The organism is Amycolatopsis sp. NBC_01307 (assembly GCF_035975215.1).
In the GTDB taxonomy this organism is placed as follows: domain Bacteria; phylum Actinomycetota; class Actinomycetes; order Mycobacteriales; family Pseudonocardiaceae; genus Amycolatopsis.
This window is the reverse complement of record NZ_CP108403.1, coordinates 2,744,804-2,768,531: the sequence shown is the minus strand read 5'-3', so window position 1 is coordinate 2,768,531 and position 23,728 is coordinate 2,744,804. Positions and strand designations below refer to the sequence as shown.

At 73.0% G+C, this 23,728-nt stretch carries 14 protein-coding genes; 4 read left to right on the top strand and 10 right to left on the bottom strand.

Going from position 1 to position 23,728, the window contains the following annotated elements; genetic code table 11:
* The first annotated feature begins 9 nt into the window (after positions 1–9).
* A complete protein-coding gene (locus OG439_RS12175; protein ID WP_326949497.1) occupies positions 10–1,206 on the top strand; it encodes a thiolase family protein in 1,197 nt (398 codons plus the stop codon).
* Positions 1,207–1,255: 49 nt separating this feature from the next.
* On the opposite strand, the gene OG439_RS12170 is transcribed toward OG439_RS12175, so the two are convergent.
* Complete coding sequence (locus OG439_RS12170; protein ID WP_326949496.1) at positions 1,256–1,627, bottom strand: hypothetical protein; 372 nt, start codon at positions 1,625–1,627, stop codon at positions 1,256–1,258.
* A gap of 34 nt (positions 1,628–1,661) precedes the next feature.
* A complete protein-coding gene (gene ligD / locus OG439_RS12165) occupies positions 1,662–2,615 on the bottom strand; it encodes a non-homologous end-joining DNA ligase (protein WP_326949495.1) in 954 nt (317 codons plus the stop codon).
* Positions 2,616–2,654: 39 nt separating this feature from the next.
* Between ligD and OG439_RS12160 the strand changes: the two genes are divergently transcribed.
* Positions 2,655–3,494, top strand: a complete 840-nt coding sequence (locus OG439_RS12160) for a PHP domain-containing protein (RefSeq protein ID WP_326949494.1) — start codon at positions 2,655–2,657, stop codon at positions 3,492–3,494.
* A gap of 194 nt (positions 3,495–3,688) precedes the next feature.
* On the opposite strand, the gene OG439_RS12155 is transcribed toward OG439_RS12160, so the two are convergent.
* From OG439_RS12155 to OG439_RS12125, 7 genes are all read right to left on the bottom strand, one after another.
* Positions 3,689–5,728: an MDR family MFS transporter gene (locus OG439_RS12155; RefSeq protein WP_326949493.1), complete on the bottom strand. Its 2,040-nt coding sequence runs from the start codon at positions 5,726–5,728 to the stop codon at positions 3,689–3,691.
* Positions 5,729–6,076: 348 nt separating this feature from the next.
* Positions 6,077–6,532 (bottom strand): GNAT family N-acetyltransferase, encoded by a 456-nt coding sequence (locus tag OG439_RS12150; protein ID WP_326949492.1) that lies wholly within the window; start codon positions 6,530–6,532, stop codon positions 6,077–6,079.
* A 47-nt stretch (positions 6,533–6,579) separates the two neighbouring features.
* Positions 6,580–7,743, bottom strand: a complete 1,164-nt coding sequence (locus OG439_RS12145; RefSeq protein ID WP_326949491.1) for a glycosyltransferase — start codon at positions 7,741–7,743, stop codon at positions 6,580–6,582.
* Positions 7,743–8,549: an alpha/beta fold hydrolase gene (locus OG439_RS12140; protein WP_326949490.1), complete on the bottom strand. Its 807-nt coding sequence runs from the start codon at positions 8,547–8,549 to the stop codon at positions 7,743–7,745. Before OG439_RS12140 ends, OG439_RS12145 begins: the two co-directional genes overlap by 1 nt.
* Positions 8,546–8,851 carry an acyl carrier protein gene (locus OG439_RS12135; RefSeq protein WP_247051642.1) on the bottom strand — a complete coding sequence of 102 codons (306 nt, stop codon included), beginning with the start codon at positions 8,849–8,851 and terminating at the stop codon, positions 8,546–8,548. Before OG439_RS12135 ends, OG439_RS12140 begins: the two co-directional genes overlap by 4 nt.
* A complete protein-coding gene (locus tag OG439_RS12130; protein WP_326949489.1) occupies positions 8,848–13,158 on the bottom strand; it encodes a beta-ketoacyl synthase N-terminal-like domain-containing protein in 4,311 nt (1,436 codons plus the stop codon). Before OG439_RS12130 ends, OG439_RS12135 begins: the two co-directional genes overlap by 4 nt.
* Before the next feature lie 5 nt (positions 13,159–13,163).
* The gene (locus OG439_RS12125) at positions 13,164–20,270 is read right to left on the bottom strand and encodes an SDR family oxidoreductase (RefSeq protein WP_326949488.1); all 7,107 of its coding nucleotides are present in this window, start codon (positions 20,268–20,270) and stop codon (positions 13,164–13,166) included.
* Positions 20,271–21,048: 778 nt separating this feature from the next.
* Between OG439_RS12125 and OG439_RS12120 the strand changes: the two genes are divergently transcribed.
* Complete coding sequence (locus OG439_RS12120) at positions 21,049–22,170, top strand: threonine synthase (protein ID WP_326949487.1); 1,122 nt, start codon at positions 21,049–21,051, stop codon at positions 22,168–22,170.
* Positions 22,167–22,784 (top strand): helix-turn-helix transcriptional regulator, encoded by a 618-nt coding sequence (locus OG439_RS12115; RefSeq protein WP_326949486.1) that lies wholly within the window; start codon positions 22,167–22,169, stop codon positions 22,782–22,784. Before OG439_RS12120 ends, OG439_RS12115 begins: the two co-directional genes overlap by 4 nt.
* On the opposite strand, the gene OG439_RS12110 is transcribed toward OG439_RS12115, so the two are convergent.
* On the bottom strand, positions 22,781–23,683 hold the full coding sequence (locus OG439_RS12110) for a glutaminase (protein ID WP_326949485.1): 903 nt from the start codon (positions 23,681–23,683) through the stop codon (positions 22,781–22,783). The two genes, OG439_RS12115 and OG439_RS12110, sit on opposite strands and share 4 nt — an antisense overlap.
* Between the last annotated feature and the right edge of the window lie 45 nt (positions 23,684–23,728).

The following is a 23,728-nucleotide window of genomic DNA, read 5'->3' as shown; positions in this document are numbered from 1 at the left end:
GCAGACGCCATGACGGACGCGGTGATCGTCGACGCGGTACGGACCCCCATCGGCAAGGGCAAGCCGAACGGGACACTGGCCGGGGTGCACCCGGTCGACCTGCACGCCCACGCGCTCCGCTCGCTCGTCGAGCGCACCGGCGTCGACCCGGCCCGGATCGACGACGTCATCAGCGGCGCCGTCGGCCAGATCGGCGAGCAGAGCATGAACACCGCCCGCTGGGCCGCGCTCGCCGCCGGCCTGCCGGAGTCGGTGCCCGCCGTGACCGTCGACCGGCAGTGCGGCAGCAGCCAGCAGGCCGTCCACTTCGCCGCGCAGGGTGTCATCGCCGGCGCGTACGACGCCGTGATCGCGTCCGGCGTCGAGTCGATGAGCCGGGTGCCGATGGGCAGCCAGGTCGCCGGACGCGACCCGTTCGGCCCGCAGGTCGCCGCCCGCTACCCGGACGGCCTGGTGCCGCAGGGCATCAGCGCCGAACTGATCGCGGCCAAGTGGGGCCTGACGCGGGAGCAGCTCGACGCGTTCTCCGCCGAAAGCCACCAGCGCGCCGCGAAGGCGTGGGCCGACGGGAAGTTCACCCGCGAGGTCGCACCGCTCAAGGCTCCCGGCCCCGACGGCGTGCTCGTCGACGTCATGACCGACGAGACGGTCCGGCCGGGCACCACGCCGGAGATCCTGGCCGGGCTGAAGCCCGCGTTCCGCGCCGACGTCTGGGAGCAGCGCTTCCCGGACCTGGACTGGCGCGTCACGGCGGGCAACTCGTCACCGATCAACGACGGTGCCGCCGCGCTCATGATCACCAGCAGCGAGACGGCCGCGGCGCTCGGGCTCCGGCCGCGAGCGCGGATCCGCAACTTCGCCGTGGTCGGCGACGACCCGCTGTACATGCTCACCGGCGTCATCCCGGCGACCCGCAAGGTCCTGGACCGGGCCGGGCTGAGCGTGTCCGACATCGACGCCTTCGAGGTCAACGAGGCGTTCGCCAGCGTCGTGCTGGCCTGGCAGGCCGAGATCGGCGCGGACCTGGCGAAGGTCAACGTCCACGGCGGCGCGATCGCGCTCGGCCACCCGCTCGGCGGCAGCGGCGCCCGCCTGATGACGACGCTGCTGTCGGTGCTGGAGGAAACCGGCGGCCGCTACGGCCTGCAGACGATGTGCGAGGCGGGCGGCCTCGCCAACGCGACGATCATCGAGCGCCTCGACTGACCGGGTCTGCCGCGGCTTGTCGTGAGTGTTTAGGGCGGTTAGAACCGCCCTAAACACTCACGACAACCCGACCCAGGTACAGCCGCAGCAACACGACCGCTTGCCCCGGCGCGTCCGTGGTGGCCGGGAAGGCCTCGTCGAAGCCGAGCGCGAGCAGCTCGCGGCGAGGCAGGTCCAGGCGACCCGCGATCACTGTCGGCAGCCGAGTCAAGGCCGGGTTCGCGCGGACCCGGGTGATCACGTGCGCGCAGTCCGCGCCGCCGTCCGTCGCGGACAGCACCAGGCAGTCCGGCTGTTCACGGCGGCACGCCTCGAGCACGTCGGCCGCCACGCACACGACGTGGCCTTCGCGTTCGAGGATCACCTGCAGCGCGACCAGGCTCCACGCCCCGGCGTCCACACCGGACAGCACGACTTTCATACCGGGCGGAGGCGCGAGGCCACCCGGAAATACGTCAGTCTCCGGGTGGTTCCTCGACAGCCTTTTCGATGCCGTCGCGGTCGGCCCACTCCAGCAGCGGGTCGAGGGAGAACACGGCGTCGTCGATGCCGGCGTGGAGGTCGCCCAGCTCGGCGAAGCGGGCCGGGACGGTCGCGATGGTGAAGTCGCCGGGCTCGGCGTCGTCGATCTCGTCCCAGCGGATCGGCGTCGAGACCGTGCCTTCCGGGTTGCCGCGCACCGAGTACGCGCTGGCGATCGTGTGGTCGCGCGCGTTCTGGTTGTAGTCGACGAACAGCGTGCGCGGGTCGCGGTCCTTGCGCCACCAGGTCGTCGTCACCTCGTCCGGGGCCCGGCGTTCGACCTCGTGCGCGAAGGCCAGCGCGGCGCGGCGGACGTCCTGGAAACCCCAGCGCGGCTCGATCCGGACGTAGACGTGCAGCCCGCGGCCGCCGGACGTCTTGGGCCAGCCGACCGCGCCCAGCTCGTCGAGGATCTCGTGGGCCACGTGCGCGACCCGGCGGACGCGGTCGTAACCGCAGTCGGGCATCGGGTCGAGGTCGATGCGCCACTCGTCGGGCTTTTCGGTGTCCGCGCGTCGCGAGTTCCACGGGTGGAACTCCACAGTGGACATCTGCACCGCCCAGGCGACGTGCGCCAGCTCGGTGACGCACAGCTCGTCCGCGTGCCGCTTGTAACGCGGGAACTCGACCCGGACGGTCTCCAGCCACGGCGGCGCGCCGTTCGGGACGCGCTTCTGGTGCACCTTCTCCCCCGCGACGCCGGACGGGAAGCGGTGCAGCATGCAGGGCCGCTCGCGCAGCGCGTTGACGATGCCGTCGCCCACCGAAAGGTAGTAGTTGACCAGGTCGAGCTTGGTTTCGCCGCGGGCCGGGAAGTACACCCGGTCCGGGTTCGAGATCCGCACCGTGTGCGGCCCGACCTCCAGCTCCACCGCCTTCTGCGCCATACCGAGACGCTAGCTCAAATCCGGCGTTACGGTGGTCCGGTGAGTCTGCCGACGGACGGCCACGTCCACACCGAATGGTCCTGGGACACGGTCACCGGGTCGATGATCGGTTCGTGCCCACGCGCGCTGGAGCTGGGGCTGCCGTCGGTCGCGTTCACCGAGCACGCGGACCTGACGCCGTGGCTGATCCCGGAGCCGATCCGCCCGCAACTGCCAGACCACTTCCGGGTGCGGCTGCGCCCGGACGGCGTCCTGGAGCCGCCGGAGCTCGACGTCGAGGGCTACCTGGCGTCGGTCGACGAGTGCCGCGGCCGGTTCCCGGACCTGCGGATCCTGTCCGGAGTGGAGCTGAGCGAGCCGCACTGGCACCGCTCCCGCGCCGACGCGCTGCTGGCGTCCCATGACTTCGATCGCGTGCTGGGCTCGGTGCACTCGCTGCCGGGCGACGACGGGCACCACCAAGAGCTGACGATCGTGTCGGACCGCCCGCCCGGCGAGATCCTGCGCGCGTACCTGTCGGAGGTACTGGGCTTGGTGGAGTCCACGGCGGACTTCGCCGTGCTGGCGCACATCGACTACGCCCTGCGTTCGTGGCCCGGCGAGGGCCCGCCGTTCGTGGCGGCCGACTACGAGGAGGAGTTCCGCACGGTGCTGCGCGCCCTGGCCGGCAGCGGACGCGCGCTGGAGGTCAACACCAAGGTGCCGCTGCCGGGCGAGGTCGTCCGCTGGTGGTTCGAGGACGGCGGCGACGCGGTCGCGTTCGGCAGCGACGCCCACGAGCCGGGCCTGGTCGGCCACGGCTTCGCGACGGCCGCGGCCTTGGTGGAGTCCTGCGGCTTCCGCCGGGGCCGCACCCCACACGACTTCTGGCGCCGCTGACGGCACTTTCACGTGAAAGCGCCACCCCCAAGTGGTCACTTTCACGTGAAAGCGCCGCGCCCCGAACCTGCCCCCGCCGGTGACCGTCCGGACGCCACTTTCGCTAGGAAAGATGCGTCCGAAGGGCGCCTGGACGCATCTTTCCTAGCGAAAGCTCCGCTTTGCGGAGCAAAGCCTCACTCGAAGGTGACGGGTCACGCCAGGGCGTGGCGGCCGTAGGCGCGGACCTCCGTGCTCTGGTCGAGCAGCCGCGTGGCCACCCGGCCGATCGCCGCGTCCAGCTCGGCCCGGTCGCCCGTGCCCCAGTCGCCGAGGCGGGACGCCAGCCAGTCGTGCCACGCCCGGACCACCTTGGCGAACTCCTCGCGGCCCGCCTCCGTCAGCTCCCAACCGCCGCTCGCGTAACGCAGGTGGCCGGTCAGCTCCAGGCGGTTGAACGCCGGTTCCAGCACCGGCGCCGGGACGCCGAAGTGCTCGCCGATCGCCCGGAGTGTGGCCGGCTCGCCGCGGCGTTCCCGCAGGTGGACCTGCAGCAGGCACCAGATGCCGCCCTCGTCGAGGTCGCTGCCGGCGCGTTCGACGATCGCCGGGGCGACCTTGCGGCGCTCGCGGAAGAAGAGCGTCGCGACGGCGCGTTCCAGCTCGCGGTCGTCCGTGCGGGCCTCCGGCATCGCGAAGCCGTCGCCGAGGTCCGGCGCCGCGGCGCGCGCGGTGTCGCGCAGCGGGACCTCCTTGAGGAAGAACGCCAGCGCGAACGCGACGAGGCCGACCGGCGCGGCGGCGAGGAACACGACGTGCAGCGAGTCGCTGTAGGCCTGGATCACCGGCGCCGACACCGCGTCCGGCAGCGCGTGCAGGGCGCTCGGGATCTGCGTCACGCGCGGGTCGACGCCGGGTGGCAGCGGATGGGCGGCCGCCGCGGCGGCCAGGTTCGGCGCCAGCTGGTTCGCGTACACCGTCCCGAAGATCGCCGCGCCGAACGAGCTGCCGATCGACCGCAGGAACGTGACGCCCGAGGTGGCGACGCCGAGGTCGGCGTAGTCGACGGTGTTCTGCACGGCGATGGTCAGCACCTGCATGCCCAGCCCGATGCCGAAGCCGAGCACGGCCATGTAGGCCGACGCCTCCCAGAACCCGGTGTCGGTGTCGAGCCGCGAGAGCAGGTACAGCCCGATCGTCATGCCCGCGGCGCCGACCAGCGGGAAGATCTTGTAGCGGCCGGTCTTGCTGACGGCGTTTCCGGCGGCGATCGACGCCACCAGCAGCGCCAGCACCATCGGCAGCAGCCGCACCCCCGACGTCGTCGCCGACGTGCCCTGGACGTACTGCATGTACGTCGGCAGGTAGGACAGCGCGCCGAGCATCGCGAAGCCGACGACGAAGCTCATGATCCCGCCGACGGTGAACACCGGGTTCCGGAACAACCGCATCGGCAGCATCGGTTCCTTGGCTCTCAGCTCCACGAAGACGAACGCGCCCAGCAGCACCACCGAGCCGATCGCCATCCCGATGATCGTCGGCGACCCCCACGCGTATTGCGTGCCGCCCCAGCTGGTGACGAGCGTCAGGCCGGTCGCGGCCAGGCCGATGAGCAGGATGCCGAGGTAGTCGATCACCGGCTTGACCGCGGCACGCGCGTTCGGCATCGCCGAGGACGCGACGATCAGCACGACGATGACCAGCGGGATGTTGACGTAGAACGCCCAGCGCCAGGACAGGTGGTCGACGAAGAACCCGCCGAGCATCGGGCCGGCCACGGTCACCACGCCGAACACCGAGCCGAGCACACCCTGGTACTTGCCGCGTTCGCGCAGCGGGACGACGTCGGCGATGAGCGCGGTCGAGGTGACCATCAGCCCGCCGCCGCCGAGGCCCTGCACCGCGCGCCAGACGATCAGCCAGACCATGCTGTCGGCGAACCCGGCGCAGAACGAGCCGATGCCGAAGACGATCACCGACAGCTGGAACATCAGCTTGCGGCCGAACAGGTCACCGAGCTTGCCGACGACGACGGTCATGATCGTCTCGGCGAGCAGGTAGGACGTGACGACCCAGGACAGGTGCCCGGCGCCCCCGAGGTCACCGACGATGGTGGGCAGCGCCGTGCCGACGATGGTCTGGTCGAGCGCGGCCAGCAGCATGCCGAGCAGCACCGCGCCGAAGACGGCGTTGACCCGGCCCTTGCTGAGCTGCGCGGGCGCCGGCTCGTGGGCGACCTCAGCGGTGGCCGTCATGGCACCCTCCCTCGCTCGGCCTCCCAAGCTAGTGCGCGGGAGCGGCCGGCGCGGAGTCCACTGTGGAGAGTCACCCGTTCCGGTGAAACGATCAGAACGTCCGGCGGTCCCGGGGCGGCGCAGCGGCCTCATGAGTCTGCCGCGGCTTGTCGTGAGTGTTTAGGGCGGTTAGAACCGCCCTAAACACTCACGACAAGTCTGGGCGCTGTCACCTCGGCGATGTGCTCCTCCACGATCGTGAAGTGGCTGCCCGGCACTCCGTCACCGCGCCTTCGGACGCCGAGTAGGCCGCGGTGCCGCAGTTGAGCGGGCCGAGCACGTTGGTCTCGACCAGGGCCCGAGTACGACTCAGGAGGTTCGCCGCAGGATCACCTCGAACGGCTCGAAGCCCTGCGCCCGGTAGAACTCCAGCGCGCCCTCGTTGGCCGCGAAGGCCTTGACCTTCGTCTCGGTCGCCCCGTTTTCCTTCGCCCAGGCGAAGAAGGCGGCCACGAGTTCGGCGCCGATCCCGGCGCGCCGGTGCCGGGTGTCGACCCGCAGGCTCTCCAGATCCGCCGTCACCACGCCCGGCCGCAGCGGGTTCGGCCGGCACAGCCGCCCGACCAGGTGGCCACCGCCACCGGGGACCAGCAGGCAGAGGACGGCCGGATCCTCGACGAGCGCGGCGTAGTAGGACTCACCCTCGCGGGCGGGCCAGCCGACGTCCACGGACGGGTCGTGGCGGCCGCCGTCTTCGGCGAACAACCCCACCGCCGACGCCACGAGCTGCGGGACTTCCTCGGCCGTGCACACGGAAACTGTCATGCCGAGCACGGTAACCCGGATGATTTTTCGAAGTAAACAACATTCTTTCAGGGCCGCAGGTGCGCCAGGCTCTCCAGCGCCAGCTGTTCCAGGTGGCCCGCCGCGGCCGGGCTGCCGCCCGCGGCGTGGAACGACGCCGACAGCGTCTCCGCGGCCCGGCGGTACGACGGCTCGGTCAGCACCTCGTCGACCGCCGCGCCGATGCGACCGACGTCCGCGCGGCCGAACCGCAGGCGGACGCCCGCGCCGGCCGCGACCACCTGGGCGGCCACGATCGGCTGGTCGTCGCGGATCGGCGCCACGACCAGCGGCTTGCCGTGCCAGAGCGTCTCGCAGACGGTGTTGTGCCCCGCGTGGCAGACCACGGCGTCGACGTGCGCGAGCAGCGGCAGCTGCGGGACACGCGGGCGCACCAGGACGTTCGGCGGCACGGCACCGAGCACCCCGCCCGGGTCCACGACGACGGCCCGGGCTTCCCGGTCGGCGAAAGCGTCCACTGTGGACGTGAGGAATCCCGTGCCCGCGTCGGTGTTCGCGGTGCCGAGCGAGACGAGCACCGTGGGCCGCGGCGGGTCGAGCCACTCCCACGGGAAGTCCGTTGTGGACGGCCGGCCGGAGATGGACGGGCCGACCAGCCGGACGTTCGGCGGCAGCGCGACCGCGCCGAGCAGCTCGCGGGTGGTGAAGGCGAGCACGCCGTGCGGCGAGAACCGGGGATCCGCCGTGCCGCCGCCGATCCGCGCGCGCAGGCCGTCGAGCAGCTCCGCCACCCAGTCCGCGACCTTCGGCATGCCCGCGAGCGGGTCGACCAGCTCGGCGGACGTTGTCGCGGAGGTGACCCACGGCAGGCCGCGCGCGTCGGCGAGCAGGCCGCCGGCGAGGGCCTGCTGGTCGGCGACGACCACGTGCGGTCCGAACGCGTCGATGGCCGCGGCGACCCCGGGCGCCATCGCGTCGGCCAGCGGGACGAGGAAGTCCTGCCAGAGGAACCGCAGCGCGGCGGGCCCCTTCAGCTCGGGCGGGCGCTCCGGCGCGTCCGGCGGCAGGGCGCACGAGAACACCAGCGCGTCCGGGCCGGCCAGGTGCCACAGCAGCTCGTCGTGCCCGGCCCAGGCGACCTCGTGGCCGCGCGCGGTGAGCTCGGCGGCCACCCCGGCGGCCGGGTTGACGTGCCCGACCAGCGGCGGGACGACGAACAGGAACCGGGCCACTACCGCACCCGGGCCGGGAGCCGGGAGACGTCGCGGACCCAGTCGAAGATCAGCTCGATGGTCTCGGCGGTCCGTTCGACCAGCACCGAGTGCCCCTGGTCGGGCAGCACGACGGTGCGGCAGTGGTCGAGGTGCTCCTCGAAGTGCGGCACCTGCGCCGCCAGCCCCGAGTCGCCGCCGAAGAGGGCGAACACCGGGCAGTGGACGTCCGAGAGGTCCGCGTTGATGGTCGCGCTGCGCGGGATGTCGTCGGCCATCGTGGTCGTCTGGAGGATCCGGTTGGCCGCCTTGGACAGCCGCGCGGTGTGCGCGCCGTGGTTGTCCTTGATCCAGCCGATCACCTCGTCGATGGCGAGGCGGGTCTTCGCGTCGGCGAGGCCGTCGGCCATGTGCCGCGTCCACGCCGCGGTCGGCGGCTCGGCCTCGATGGCGATGACGCTGGCGACGCGGTCGGGCCGGGCGGCGGCCAGTCCGAAGGCCACCGAGCCGCCGAACGAGTTGCCGATCACGTGCACCGGCCGGGTGATGCCGAGCGCGTCGAGGACGTCGACCAGGTCGACGACGAACGATTCGAGGTGGTAGCCGCTCTCCGGCCGGGTCGTGCGGCCGTGTCCGCGCAGGTCGTACATCAGCACGTCGAGGCCGCGTTCGGCGAAGGCGGGCCCGAGGGTGAAGTAGTAGCTGGCGAGGCTGTCGGTGAGCAGGCCGTGGACGCACACCACGATGGGCGCGTCGCCGTCGAGCGGGACGTCGGGGGTCAGGCGCTGGACGTGGACGTCCAGCTCGCCCGCCCGGATCCGGCTCACGGCCGGTCCCGCAGCGAGGCGACGATGTACCGGACCAGCTCGCCGACGGTCAGCGCGATGATCTCGTCGAGGTCGCGCTCGGCGATGAACGTCGCGAAGTTGACGCGCTCGCCGTAGTGCTCGCGCAGCTGCCCGGACAACGCCACGAGGTCGACGCTCTCCAGCTCGAGGTCGTCGTGGAACGTCGTGTCCATGGTGATCTCCGCGTCGTCGAGGCCGTACTCCTCGAGCAGCTCACGCAGCATTCCGCCGAGCTGAGCGAGCACCGCCGCCTCGCCGGTGGCCGTCGTCTCGATGCTCATTCCGCAGTCTCCTTCGTCTCCTCGGTCCAGGCCACGACGTACCGGCGCGGCGGTGCGCCCGGCAGGTTCGCGGTCTCGGTGCAGCGGACGTGGTGGTCGTGCCCGGCCACCCGGACGGTCAGCGCTTCCGGCGTCGCCGCGACGACTTCGAAGTCGCGGGGCTCACCCCGCAGGCCGGTGCCGCGAAGTTTCGCGACCGCTTCCTTCGCGGTCCAGAACCGGGCGAACCAGACGTCCGGATCGCCCTCTTGGGCCGCGAACAGCGCTCGTTCGGCCGGCCCGAACGCCGCGTCCACAGTGGACTCCACGCGCGGTGCGACCTCTTCGACGTCGATCCCGCACGGGCCGAACCGCGCGATCGCCACGCCGGTCTCGGCGCGGTGGGCCACCGAGATCGTCACCTCAGGCAGCTCCCGGCCGTACGCGCCGGTCGCGCAGGGGCGGCCCGCGTCGTCGTTGCCGATGCTCAGCTCGGCCGGGAACATCTCGGGTTCGCCGCGCGCCCAGAGGAACTGGCGGACGGCGTCCTTCGCCGCGATCCGGCCGAGCAGCCACTGACGGCGGCCGCGCGGCGGGCGCCGGTCGTAGGCGCCGCGGTCCGGGCCGGCGAGGTAGTTGCGCATGATCAGCTCACGCGTCGCCAGGTCCGGCCACTGCTCGTGCACCAGCGCCCAGCCGCCGGGCTGTTCCTTCGACAGCGTCGAGCGCTCGGGCGTCCGGTCGGCCTGGCGGATCTCCGGGTTGCTGTCGAACCGGCGGTCGCGCCAGCCGGTGAACTCGGCCCAGACCTGTCCGTTGTGGACGAGCTGCATGTCGGCGTCGAGGAACTCGCCGGTCAGCGACGTGATCTTGACCAGGCACTCCAGCCGCTCCCCCGGCGCCGGGTGCGGGCCGTGGAACCGGATCTCGCGCATCGCGACCGGGAAGACGGTGGTGCGTTCCGGCAGCCGGGACATGATCCAGTAGCCGAGCACCTGGCCGACGTTGTCCAGCAGCGCGCCGGGCGCGGCCGGGGTGGTGAGCACGGCGCGGACGTGCCGCTCGCCCACGGCGGTCAGCTCGGTGACGCCCTGGAAGCGCGGGCCGTGGAACATCCACCGGTCGTCGTACAGCTCGCGGGCCTGGGTCTCGGGGACCTCCTCGGCCGACGCCGGGAAACGCCACGGCGCAACGCCGGCGGCCGGATAGGACCCGGCCAGCTCGACGACGGCTTGGGAGTAGCTGCCCAGTGCGGCGAACACCCGGTCATGACCTCGGGGCACGACGTGCACCGGCACGGTGACCGCCGGGATCGCCGTGATCCACTGGTTCAGCCGGACGTCGTGCACCGCGACCGCGCGCCGGCCGGGCGCCGCCTGCTCGGCGAAGCCCATCAGGTGGTCGATCACCGTGGTGGCCGGCACGACCGGCCAGCGGTCACCCGCGTCGGCCCGCGGTGGCTGCTTGAAGAAGCAGTGGTCGAGCAGGTACGGCATCGCGTCGACCGAGACGTCCAAAGTGGTCCGCAGCTCGACCGGCGGCGGCGTGCTGGTCTTGCGCCCACCGAGCACAGTGGACGCCAGGTTCGCCGTGTCCTGCAGCAGTGCCGCGAACTCGGCCGCGAGGGGTCCCTTCCCGGCCAGGACGTCCACAGTGGACCCTTGGGCCAGCCGGGCGCCGACCTGGGCTCGGGTCCGGTCGTCGAGGGTGATGACGTGCCCGCCGAGGTCCAGCTTGACGGCCTTGCGGGTCACGGCGCGGGTCTGGCCCGGCAGCGCCGTGCCGTCGAGGGCCGCGCCCTCGGCCCACAACGCGGTGGCGACCCGCAGCAGCTGCGCGAGCCCGGGCCGGTGCGGCGAGTGCGCCGCGACGACGAGGTGGTCCTCGCCGTGCAGGGTGTCGCCGATGAGCGAGCCGAGCTGACCGGCGCCGACCTGCACGAACGCCCGGAACCCGGCCGCGTGCAGCGTCTCGGCGAGCGGGCGGAACCGGACCGGTTCGAGCAGGTGCCGCACGAACAGCGCGCGGACGTCGGCCTCGGCGGCCGGGTACTCCGACACCGTCGTCGCCGACCAGATCGGCACCCGTGGCGGGTGCAGCGTGAAGCCGTCGGCCGCCGCGCGGATCGGGCCGAGGTAGGGCCGCAGCATCGGGGTGTGGAAGCCAGAGCGGAACGGCAGGACCTGGGACACGGTCCCGGCTGTCCGGAACGTCTTCACGAGCGCGTCGACGGCCGCGGCGGGGCCGCAGACCATCGCCTGGTTCGGCGAGTTGTCGTGGGACAGCACAATGTCGTCACGGCCGGCCAGCTCGGCCAGCACCTGCGTGGCGGGTGCGCCGATCGCGGCGAACGCCAGGCCCGGCACGACCAGGCTGTCCGGGTCGAACCCGGCGAGGAAGGCGTCGATCTCGGCCGTCGCGTGCATCCCGGCCGCGGCCATCGCGGTCCATTCGCCGAGACTGTGGCCGGCGACGGCGTCCGGCGTCACGCCCATCCGCCGCAGGGCGGCTTCCAGGAGCCGGCCCAGCTCGAACACGGCGGCGCCCTGGCGCCCGACGTCACCGACCGCGGCGTCGGAATGCTGCCACGGGAGGCCGAAGTGGCGGGCGACGTCTCCGCAGTTCAGGGCCAGTTCGGCTTCGAGGCCGGGGAAGACGAACGCGACCTTGCCGCCGCCCGGGCCGAGCAGCGGCTTGTCGGTGAACCAGACGTCGTTGCGGCCGCGCCACGGCCGGCCCCGGCCGACGGCCTTGCGGGCCAGGGCCAGGCGTTTCTCGGTCGGGTCGACGATGCCGAGCCGCACGGGCCCGGTGCCTTCGGGCGCGGTGAGCACCGCGCGGTCCGGTCCGGAAAGGACGTCACGCAGCGCTTCGACGGTCGGCGCGGCGAGCCGCAGCACGCGTTCGGCCTCGCGCACGACGACCGGGGCGGCCCGGTCCGGGGCCTGCTCCAGCACGACGTGGGCGTTGATCCCGCCGAACCCGAACGCGTTGACCCCGGCGCGGCGCACCGCCGCGTCCCAGGGGCGCGCGGTGTCCAAAGTGGAGAAGCGCGTCTTGCCGAGGGCGGGGTTCGGGTCGTCGCAGTGCAGCGTCGGCAGCAGGACGCCGTGGTGGACGGCGAGGGCGGCCTTGACCAGCCCGGCCACCCCGGCCGCGGGCATCGTGTGGCCGATCATCGACTTCACCGAGCCGAGCACCGCGCTCCCGGCCTGGCCGAACACCTCGGCGAGCGTGGTGAGCTCGGCCGCGTCGCCGGCCGGGGTCGCCGTGCCGTGCGCTTCGAGCAGCCCCAGCGAGTCCGGGTCCCGCGGGTCGAGCCCGGCCGCGGCCCAGGCCTGGCGGACGGCGCGGACCTGGCCGCCGGAGTCCGGGTTGGCCAGGCTGGCGGTCCGCCCGTCGGAGGCGACGCCGGTGCCGGTGACCACGGCGTAGACGCGGTCGCCGTCGCGCTGGGCGTCGACGAGCCGCTTGAGCACGACGACGCCGGTGCCCTCACCGATCAGCACACCGTCGGCGTCGCGGTGGAACGGCCGGATGCGCTCGGACGGCGACAGCGCGCCGAGCTGGGTGAACACGCTCCAGAACGTGATGTCGTGGCAGTGGTGCACGCCGCCGGCGAGCACGACGTCGCAGCGACCGGACGCGAGTTCGCGCACGGCGTGGTCGACCGCGATCAGCGAGGACGCGCACGCGGCGTCCACGGTGTACGCCGGGCCGCGCAGGTCGAGGCGGTTGGCGAGCCGCGAGGCGGCCAGGTTGGGCACGAGCCCGATCGCGGACTCGGGCGCCTCCGGGCCGAGCTGATCGGTGAAGGCCTGGCGGACGGCGTCGAGGCGGTCGGCGTCCAGCTCCGGCAGCAGCTCGCCGAGGGTGCGCACGAGCTGGCTCGCGGTGCGGACGCGCTGATCGAGCCGGACCAGACCGGGTGTCAGGTACCCACCGCGGCCGAGGATGACGCCGACGCGGGAGCGGTCGGCGGGCAGCCGGTCCGGGCCACCGGCGTCGGCCAGGGCCTGGGCCGCGACCCGCAGCGCGATCAGCTGGTCGGGTTCGGTGGCGGGGATCGAGTTCGGCATGATCCCGAAGCCGGTGACGTCCACTTCGGCCAGTTCGTCGACGAACCCGCCGCGCCGGCAGTAGATCCGGTCGGCGCGCCGCTCGGCGTCCGGGGCGTAGTGCGCGCTGTCCCACTTCTCCGGCGGCACCTCGGTGATCGCGTCGACGCCGCCGACGAGGTTGCGCCAGTACGTGTCGAGGTCCGGCGCGCCGGGCAGCAGCACCGACATGCCGACGATCGCGAACCTGCTGGCCGTGGGATCCGGCATCCGCGTCACCAGCCCGAGGCGGTGTGGACGACGGCGGCGGTCTCCGGGCGGCCCCAGGCGAGTTCGCGCAGCAGGCCGAGGGTGCCTTCCTCCGGGTCGATCAGCTCGATGCCGCGGCGGGCGTACTCCCGCATCAGCTCGGGGGTGACCATGCCGTCGTTGGTGCCGGTCGGCGCCCACGGTCCCCAGTGGACGGTCACCGCGCGGCCGGCCGGCCAGCGGCGGCCGAGGGATTCCAGGGCGTCGTTGGCGGCGGCGTAGTCCGACTGGCCGCGGTTGCCGAGCGCCGCGGCGATGCTGCCGAAGAGGACGACGAACTTCGGCTCGTCGGGCAGGTCCGCCGTCGCTTCGAGGAGGGTTTTGGCCCCGTCCACTTTGGTCCCGTAGACGCGGGCGAACGACTCGGGCGTCTTCTCGGCGACGAGCTTGTCCTCGATGACGCCGGCCGCGTAGACGATGCCGTCGAGGCGGCCGTGCTCGGCGTGGATCTCCTTGACCGCGCGGTGCACGGCCTCGGCGTCGAGCATGTCGACGGACTGGTAGCGCACCGGGCTGCCGAGCGCTTCGAGCCGTTCCAGCGTCCCCCGGACCTCGCGTTCGCCGAGGATGCGGCGCACTTCGCGTTCGATCTCGGCCGGGTTCTTCAGGCCGCTCGCGATCAGGGCGGCCCGCAGTTCCCTGGCGTCCGTCGCCTGCGGGTATTCGTCCTCGGTGGACGGCACGGGTGTCCGGCCGACCAGTTCGAGCCGGCAGCGGGACGCGGCGGCGAGCGTCGCGGCGAACCGGGCGGTGATGCCCTTGGCCCCGCCGACGAGCAGCACGACCGACTCGCGGTCCAGCCCGGCCGCGGCCGCTTCGGCGGTGCCGTCGCCCGCCGGACCCGCACCGCTGCTGCCGAGCAGACCGAGGCCCTGTTCGGTCATCCGGAGCCCACTGCGCTTCTCACCGTCCCGGAGCACGACGGGCTCGCGATCCACAGTGGACAATTCTTCGACGATCTTTTCCGCCTGGTCGGCGACATCCGTGCCCAGCGGCTGCTCGACAACCCGGGCGATCGTGTCCGGGTATTCGCGCGAGACGCTGCGGTAGAAGCCGCGGAGCCCTTCGCCGGGACCGGCGGTCAGCAGCCAGGTGGGGTTCCCCGCGAGGGCGTCACGGTAGCGGGGGAAGGCGGCGGGCAGCACCAGCCCGGCGTCGGCGTCGGGCAGGTCGATGACACCGTCGAAGCCCGGGCGGACGGCGTCGGCGATCTCGGCCGTGGCGCCCAGGTCGGTCAGCCGAATCCGGACAGCCTCGGCCAGCGGGCCGGTGCCGAGCACCAGGAACGTCCGTCCGCCGACGTCGGGAGTGGCGGCGGGCGCGAGATCGAATTCGGCCATGACCAGGCGCTTCGGCGCCACGATCACCGGCTGCGGCCCGGCCGGGGTGGCGGGCTGTGGCCCGGCGCTCGGCTCGGCTGCGCCACCGACCAGGACCGGCTTCGGCTCGGCCGCCCCGCCCACGAGCGCGGCGATCGCGGCGGCGGTGCGGGCCTTGGCGAGTTCCTCGACGTCACCGTCCGGGTCGAGGCCGAGGCGCGTGGCCAGTTCTCCGGCGATCTCGGCGCGCTTGATGGAGTCGATGCTCAGGTCGGCTTCGAGATCGAGGTCGGGCTCGATCATGTCCCCGGGATAACCGGTCCGGTCGGCGATCACGTCGATGACGGTGTCCAAAACAGACCGCTCAGCCACAACAACGACCGGCGCGACAGGCTGCGGCACCCCAGCCCCGATCAACTCGGCGATCGACGCCGCGGTCCGGGCCTTCGCGAACGTCTCAATGTCCTCACCGGCATCGAGGCCCAGCCGGGTCGCCAGCTCGCCTGCGATCTCGGCGCGCTTGATCGAGTCCACACTCAAGTCGGCTTCCAGATCGAGATCAGGCTCGATCATGTCCACCGGATACCCGGTCCGCTCCCCGATCACCTCGATGACGGTGTCCAAAACAGACTGCGCGGCCACGACAACGACCGGCACCGCGGGCTGCGGAGCCCCGGCCCCGATCAACTCGGCGATCGACGCCGCGGTCCGGGCCTTCGCGAACGTCTCAATGTCCTCACCCGCGTCGAGGCCCAGCCGGGTCGCCAGCTCACCCGCGATCTCCGCCCGCTTGATCGAATCCACGCTCAGATCGGCTTCCAGATCGAGATCCGGCTCGATCATGTCCACCGGATACCCCGTCCGCTCCCCGATCACCTCGATCACCGTGTCCAAAACGGACCGCACGGGCGCCGGGACCGCAACCGGCAACACCTCGACCACCGGTGTGACGACGATCGGGGCGACGGCCGCCGGGATGTCGGTGCCGAAGTAGCCCAGCAGTACGTCGCGCTGGGCCGCGATCATCTCGCGGCTCGTGCGCAGGAAGTCCGCCACCATCGCGTCCGATGTGCCCGCCGCCACCGGGGTGGCGGCCGGGGCCAGGACCTGCGGGAGGCGTTCCGCGGGCCGGAGGGCGCCCGCCGGGATCGTGCCGTCCGCGGTGCGGAGCAGGTGGCCGTCCACCGTCCATCCCGGACGCTTCGGGCGTGGGACGGACGCCGCGTCGACGGCGTCGCGGCCGCGGAACAGCCAGCCCGTCTCGATCGGCACGCCGGAGACCGCCAGCTGCGCGAGCGCGCTGAGGAACCCCGGCACGCCGCGGCGGCCCGGCTGCTCGAACCCGACCGTCCGGTGTGGACGGTCACCGAGGATCGCCGCGACCTGCTTCGCCAGCACCGCGCCAGGACCCGCCTCGACGAACACCCGGGCGCCCGCGGCGTACATCGCTTCGATCTGCTCGACGAACCGGACCGGCGAACCGATCTGGGCGGCCAGTTCGCCGCGGACATCGTCCGGGTAGGGCGCCGCAGTGCGGTTGCCGTACACCGGGATGGTGGGACGCACGACGCCGATCGCGCCTAGGGCCCGGCCGAACGTCTCCCCCGCGGCCGCGACCAGCGGGCTGTGGAACGCGCACGCGACCGTGAGCCGTTTCGCGCCGAGCCCGGCGGCCCGCAGCAGCCCGACCGCCGTCTCGATGTCGGCGGTCGGCCCGGAAATCACCGTCTGCGTCGGCGAGTTGTGGTTCGCCAGGACCACAGTGCCCAGGTCGGCGATGACCTCGCCGACGGCGGCGGCGGACGCCGAAACCGCGGCCATCGCGCCCGGGTCCGACGCCGGGATCGCGTCGAGGATCGCTTCGGCCCGGGCGTGGCTGGCGTGCAGCAGCGCTTCCGGTGTGAGGGCGCCGGCCGCGGCCAGGGCGATCAGCTCGCCGTAACTGTGGCCGCCGGCCATCGCGGGCCGGACGCCGGCGCGGGTCAGCAGCCGGAACGCGGCCAGCCCGGCGAGGCCGAGCGCGGGCTGGGCGACGCGGGTGTCGGTCACCCGGTCGGCAAAGGCGTGCCGCGCCGGTTCGCCGAACACGGCCGGGCCGAACACCGTCGCGGCGGTGGCCGGGTCGAGCCGCAGGTAGCGCTGCAGCTCGGGGAACGTGACGAACAGCTCGGCGAACATCCCCGGCCGCTGGCTCCCCTGGCCGGGGAACAGCACCGCGACCTCACCCGGCTCGAAGTCCCCGACGCGGTACACACCCGGCGCGTCGGCGCCGGACAAAGCTTGACGCAGCAACGCGGTCAGTTCGTCCACTGTGGACGCGACGACGGCGAGCCGGACCCGACCGGCCGCCTCGGACCGGCGTGACGCGCTCAGTGCGAGGTCCCGCAGGCGCCACGGCTGCTTGCCCGCCGGGACGTCCTCGGCCAGCGCCAGCAGGTCCCGCGCCGCCGCGTCCGTCGCGAAGGTGAACAGCTCGGCCGGCCACTCGTCGCCGACCTGGGCGGGCGGGACGCCGTCGTGCGCGCCGAGCACGACGTGGAAGTTGGTGCCCCCGAAGCCGAACGCGCTGACCCCGGCGATCCGCTCGGCGGGCGGCGCGCTCCACGGCTGCGGCGCCGACTGGAACACGAACGGGCTGGTCGCGGCGTCCCACGCCGGGTTCGGCGCGGTCACGTGCAGGGTCGGCGGTTTGACGCCGGTGTGCAGCGCCATCGCCGTCTTGATCAGCCCGGCGAGGCCGGCGGCGCACTTGGTGTGGCCGATCTGGGACTTCACCGAGCCGATCGTGCAGCCACCCGGCGCGGCCCCGGCCTCGGTGAAGACCTTGGTCAGCGTGCTCAGTTCGGTCCGGTCGCCGACGACGGTGCCGGTGCCGTGCGCCTCGACGAGCCCGACCTGCGCGGGTGAGACGCCGGCGTTGCGGTAGGCGCGGGTCAGCGCGGTGTGCTGGCCCTCCGGCCGGGGCGCCGTCAGCCCGAGCGCGCGCCCGTCGGACGCCGCGCCGACGCCCTTGATCACGGCGTACACGCGGTCGCCGTCGCGTTCGGCGTCGGCGAGGCGCTTCAGCGCGACGCAGCCGACGCCTTCGCCGAGCGCGATGCCGTCGGCCGCGCTGTCGAACGTGGCCGAGCGCCCGGTCGGCGAAAGGGCGTGCGCGGAGGCGAAGAGCAGGTAGTCGTTGATGCCGTTGTGCAGGTCCGCACCGCCGCACAGGACGAGGTCGCTGGTGCCGGCGGTCAGTTCCTTGCAGGCGACGTCGACGGCGGTGAGCGAGGACGCGCAGGCCGCGTCGACGGTGTAGTTCGCGCCGCCGAGGTCGAGCCGGTTGGCGATCCGGCCGGCGATGACGTTGGCGAGCACGCCGGGGAACGAGTCCTCGGTGATCTTCGGCAGCCGCTCGTCGAGCCCGGGCGGCAGCTCGCCCACGTAGGACGGCAAAACGGTCCGCAAGCTCATCGCGTTGGACAGGTCGCTGCCCGCCTCGGCGCCGAACACGACGGACGTCCGCGTCCGGTCGAAGGCGCGCTCGCCGTAACCCGCGTCGGCGAGCGCCCGGTGCGCGGCTTCGAGCGCCAGCAGCTGGACCGGCTCGATGCTGGCCAGCGACGACGGCGGGATGCCGTAGCGCAGCGGGTCGAACCCGATCTCGGGCAGGAACCCGCCCCAGCGTGACGGCGTCTTCTCGCCTTGGCCCTCGGGATCGAAGTAGAGGGTGGTGTCCCAGCGCTGCGGCGGGACCTCGGTGACGGCGTCCGCGCCGGCCAGGACGTTCGCCCAGAACGACGCCAGGTCCGGGGCCTGCGGGAACATGCAGGCCATCCCGACGATCGCGATGTCCAGGGGTTCCGGCGCGGGCGGCTCCGGCGTCGTGACGCCGGCCGCGGCGGCCCGCGCGCGCAGGAAGGCGTTCGCGCCTTCGCCGACCGCGGTGTGCAGCTCGGCGATCGTGGTGACGGCCGAGCGCAGCACGGCGACCTCGCCCGCCATGAACATGCCTTCGGTGAGCTGCCGGTCTTCGCCGACCGGCCGCAGGTCGGCGCCGACGCGCTCGATGCCCTTGCTGGCCAGGCGGAGGCGGCCGACGTTGAGCGTCTCCAGCTGCTCCCACGCGTCGCGGCTGGGCACGCCCTGCTCGGCGAGGTCCGCCTTGAGCGCGGCGTACTCCTCGGTGAACGGGCTGCGGACGCAGCGGGTGGCGTGGCCGGGCGCGGTTTCGAGCAGGTCGGTGTGCCGGGCTTCGAGCAGCTGCCGCTGGAAGAGCGGGAGCACCGCGCCGGCGTCGACGGCTTCGTGGGTGAAGAGGTAGGCGGTGCCCATGAGGACGCCGATGGCGGCGCCGCGGGCGGCGACCGGCGCGGCGAGGGCGGCGACCATCGCGGCCGAGCGTTCGTCGTGGATGCCGCCCGCGAACAGGATCTGCAGCTCCGCGGCGGCGTCCGGGGTGCTGGCGAGGAAGTCGCCGAGGACGCCGAGCTGGGCCTCCCAGAGCGGGAAGCTGGTGCGCGGGCCGACGTGGCCACCGCACTCCGAGCCTTCGAAGACGAACTTGCGCGCGCCGGCATCGAGGAACTGCTTCAGCAGGCCGGGTGAGGGCACGTGCAGGAAGGTGGCGATGCCGGCGTCTTCCAGGGCCGCGGCCTGGGCCGGGCGGCCGCCGGCGATGATCGCGTGGGTGGGTCGCAGCTCGCGGATCACCTCGAGCTGCGCGGTTTTGACGTCGTCGGCGGCGAAGCCGAGCACGCCGACGCCCCACGGCGCGCCGCCGACGGCTTCGCGCGTGCGTTCCAGGACTTCGCGGGTCTGCTCCGGGCCGGACAGCGCGAGCGCGATGAACGGCAGTGCCCCGCCCGCGGCGACCTCGGCGGCGAAGGCGGCCTGGTCGCTCACCCGGGTCATCGGGCCCTGCGCGACCGGCTGGGTGGTGCCGAACGCGCGGCTGCCGGCGGTGCCCGGGCCGAGCACGGTGACGTCCGCGCGCAGCGCGTCGCCGATCGCGTCGCCGAGGCCGCGCACGGCCGCGGTCACCGTGCCCCAGCGGTCGCGGAAGCGGGTGGCGAGGAAGACGTCCTGGCCGGCCTCGATCGACGTCACGGCTGTCCCGCGGCGGGACAGCACGCGGACGCCGTCGACGACCGCGGTCTCGGAGCCGTCGAGGCCGGTGACGGCGGTGGTGAGAGCGGACGGCAGTTCCGCCTCCGGCAGGAGCGCGAGCTGGGTGTCGACGACGACGCCGGCCGCGCCGCCCGCGATGGCGGCGGCCGCGGTGTGCGGGCCGATCCCGCCCGCCGCCCAGACCGGGACGGTCTTGTCGGCCAGCAAGGCCTGGAGCAACACGAAAGTGCTCAGCTCACCCGTCCGGCCGCCGCACTCGTGACCGCGGGCGATCAAGCCGTGGGCGCCGCCGTCGACCGCCCGCGCGGCCGACGCGCGGCTCGTGACCTCGGCCAGCACCCGTCGTCCCGGGAAGTCGCGCGCGGTGCACGGCGAGTCCTCGGTCAGCAGGACGGTGCCGGCGGCTTCGGGCAGCTCCGTGCCCGCGGCCAGGCGCGTGAGCCGGATCCCGAAGGCCGGGATCCCCCATTCCGCCAGGAGGGCGAGCTCTTCCGAAGCGGTGCCGCCCGGGCCGGTGAGGTCGAGCACGCCGAGCCCGCCACCGCGCGCGGCGGCCGCGACGCCCCGCGCGGAAGGCCACGCGAGCGGCGAGACGGCGACGACCGGCACAGCCGGTTCGCGAACGTCTTTCGAGACACGCATGGGAACTCCCGCTACGCACGAAAGGGGGTGATGGGGTAACGGGGAGTACTTAAGCGCGTTCATCCCGTTCCGTCAACAACCCACCACGAATTCGTGGTGGTTGTGCAGAAAATTCGGGAGCGACCAGGCTGGAGACGCAAGAATTTAACGCGGCCGTCACGTACCACGGGACGGGATCGGACGCGGGATTGCCTTGTACGGCGGTCAATAGTCATACCTCGTGGTACACGTGTCCCACACCTCCATACGGGGCAAGCCATCTCACCCGGTGGACGCAGCGGGACTGGCCACACCGGACCACTCCGTCCGGCGGGTCCACTGTTTCCCGGGAGCCAACGCGAAGTGTCGTGACGGTAAAATCGGCCACGCGCCGAAGCCGTCACGGCATTAACCCGGAACCGTGCCGCAGATCACGTGGGGACTATTCACCCGGCAATTTTGCGGACGCCCCGTAAGAATAATCGTAAAAGACCGGACCGGGCTCGCCACACCCCCGCGAGTCCACTGTGGATTCGCTACACTCCCGGATTCCCCGTGTTCACACGACCCGGAAGAGCCGAGTCCCCGCGCCCGGACACCAGGGCGCACCCGCCCGCGCAGGCGACTGCGGGTATTCGCCCGGACACCATCGGTACCCCCGGATACCGGTCCCCGCGCGGCCGAGATCGAAATCTCCGCCACGCGCGTTACGGATCTTTCCTGAGAAGAAGCTGAAAACATTTCGCGTACTTGTCGGTAACCGTAGACACGACGTCTACTCTTGGACCAACTGTCCAACGTGGAGGTGGTCGTGGAGTACTGGTACGCCGACGAGCGATCCGGGACGCGCTACCCGGGCGACCCGCGGCGCTGGCGGGGTGACGACGGCGCCCCGCTCACCGTCGCGCCACGGCCCGGCCTGACGCCCGGCGACGTCGACACCGGCGTCCGGTCGCTCTGGCGCTACCGCGCCGCCCTGCCCGGCGACCTGCGTCCGCTCTCGCTCGGCGAGGGCTGCACTCCCCTGGTCCGGCAGCCGTGGGGCGAGGCCGAGGTCCGGTTCAAGCTCGAGTGGTTCAGCCCGACCGGCAGCTTCAAGGACCGCGGATCCAGCGTGATGGTCGCGGCGCTGGCCGGCGCCGGCGTCACGGAACTGCTGGAGGACAGCTCGGGCAACGGCGGCTCGTCGGTCGCGGCCTACAGCGCCGCCGCCGGGATCGCCGCGACCGTCCTGGCCCCCGAGGGGACGTCCGCCGCCAAGGTCCTGCAGACCCGCGCGTACGGCGCGACCGTCGAGCTCGTGCCCGGCACCCGCGACGACACCGCCGCCGAGGCGGTCCGGCGCTCGGCGTCGACGACCTACGCCAGCCACAACTGGCACCCGTTCTTCCTGCAAGGCACCAAGACCCTCGCCTACGAACTGTGGGAGGACCTGGGGTTCCGCGCGCCGGACGCGGTCGTCACGGTCGCCGACGCCGGCAGCATCGTGCTGGGCCTCGACCTCGGGTTCGGCGAGCTGCTGGCCGCCGGTTCGATCGCGCGACGGCCGCGTCTGCTCGTCGCGCAGCCCCGCAACTGCTCCCCGATCGACGCCGCGTTCCACGACCGGCAGCCACCGCCGTTCGCCCCGACCGTCGCCGAAGGCACCGCGATCCGGCACCCCATCCGGCTCCCCGAGGTCGTCGCGGCGATCCGGCGCTCGGGCGGCGACACGGCCGCGATCGAGGAAGACGCCATCGCCGCGGCCGCCCGGCGCCTCGCGTCCCTCGGCCTCTACGCCGAGCCGACCAGCGCGAGCGCCGCCGCGGCGATCGACGTGTTCCGTGAACGCGGCGCGATCCGGCCGGGCGAGACCACCGTCGTCGTGCTCACCGGATCCGGGCTGAAGGCGCCGGACAAGCTGCGGGAGCTGCTCGGATGACCGAGGACGAGCTGCTGCTGCGCGAGGCGGAGAAGATCGCGCACGCCGTCGGCCGGATGTTCCCCGGGCTGTGCGAGGTCGTGCTGCACGACCTGCGCGACCCGGCGCACGCGGTGCGCGCGATCGAAGGCGGCCTGTCCGGGCGCGCCGTCGGCGACCCGGCGACCGAGCTGGGCCTGGCCCGGATCGCCGACCCCGCGTTCCCGGACGTGCTGCAGAACTACCCGAACCGCTTCCCCGACGGCCGCCCGGCCAAGAGCACGTCGATCGGCCTCCGCAACGCGGCCGGCGAGTACGTCGCGGCCCTGTGCCTCAACCTGGACGTCTCCGTGCTCGGCTCGGCCGCCCACGCCCTGACCCGCCTCACCCGCACCGACGACCCGGCACCCTTGACCGAGACCCTGCGGGCCCGCACGGCCGACGAGCTGCGCGCGCTGGTCGAGGACTACGCGGCCGACCGCGGCCACACCCCGCGCACCCTCCCGGCGGCCGGGAAGAAGGACCTCGTTCGGTTGCTGAAGGCGCGCGGGTTCCTGGAGCTGAAGAACGCGGTGCCGGCGTTGACCGAGTTGCTGAGCATCTCGCGGGCGAGCGTCTACAACTACCTGCGTTAGAAGACCGACCAGCCGGTCAGCGTCGTGAAGCGGTCGAGGGCCGCGACGCCCGCCACCGAGTTGCCGCGGGCGTCCAGACCCGGGCTCCAGACGCAGACCGCGCAGCGGCCCGGGACGATCGCCACGATGCCGCCGCCGACGCCGCTCTTGCCCGGGAGGCCGACGCGGTAGGCGAACTCGCCCGCGGCGTCGTAGGTGCCGCACGTCAGCATCACGGCGTTGATGCGCTTCGCCGAGCTGAGCCCGAGCAGGCGGGTGCCGTCGTTGCGGATGCCGTGGCGGGCGAGGAACAGCGCCGAGCGGGCGACGTCGCGGCAGGACATCGCGATCGAGCACTGGCGGACGTACTGGTCCAAAACGGACGGTACCGGGTTGCGCATGTTGCCGTAGGAGGCCATGAAGTACGCGAGCGCGCGGTTGCGGTCGGCGTGGCCGGCCTCGGACGCGGCCACCTCGGCGTCGACGTCGATGTCCGCGCGACCGCTTTCCGCGCGCAGGAAACCGAGCAGCGCGCCCACGGCGTCGCCGTGGCAGGTGAGCTCGTCGGTCACCACCAGCGCACCCGCGTTGATGAACGGGTTGCGCGGGATGCCGTCCTCGTGTTCCAGCTGCACCAGGGAGTTGAACGGGTCTCCGGACGGTTCGCGGCCCACGCGCGTCCAGACGTCGTCGCCGCGGGCCAGCACCAGGGCGAGGGTGAAGACCTTCGACATGCTCTGCACGGAGAACGGCCGCAGCCAGTCGCCGGCGCCGTGCACGGCACCGTCCACATCGGCCACCGCGATGCCGAACCCCGGCCGGACCCGGGCCAGGGCGGGGATGTAGTCCGCGACGGCGCCGCGGCCGACCTCGGGTGCGACGTCGTCCGCGATCCGGTCCAGCAGCGCCGCGAGATCCACGGCCGTAGCGTAGAGGCGGGCGGGACGCGCGAGGATTCGGGGTCG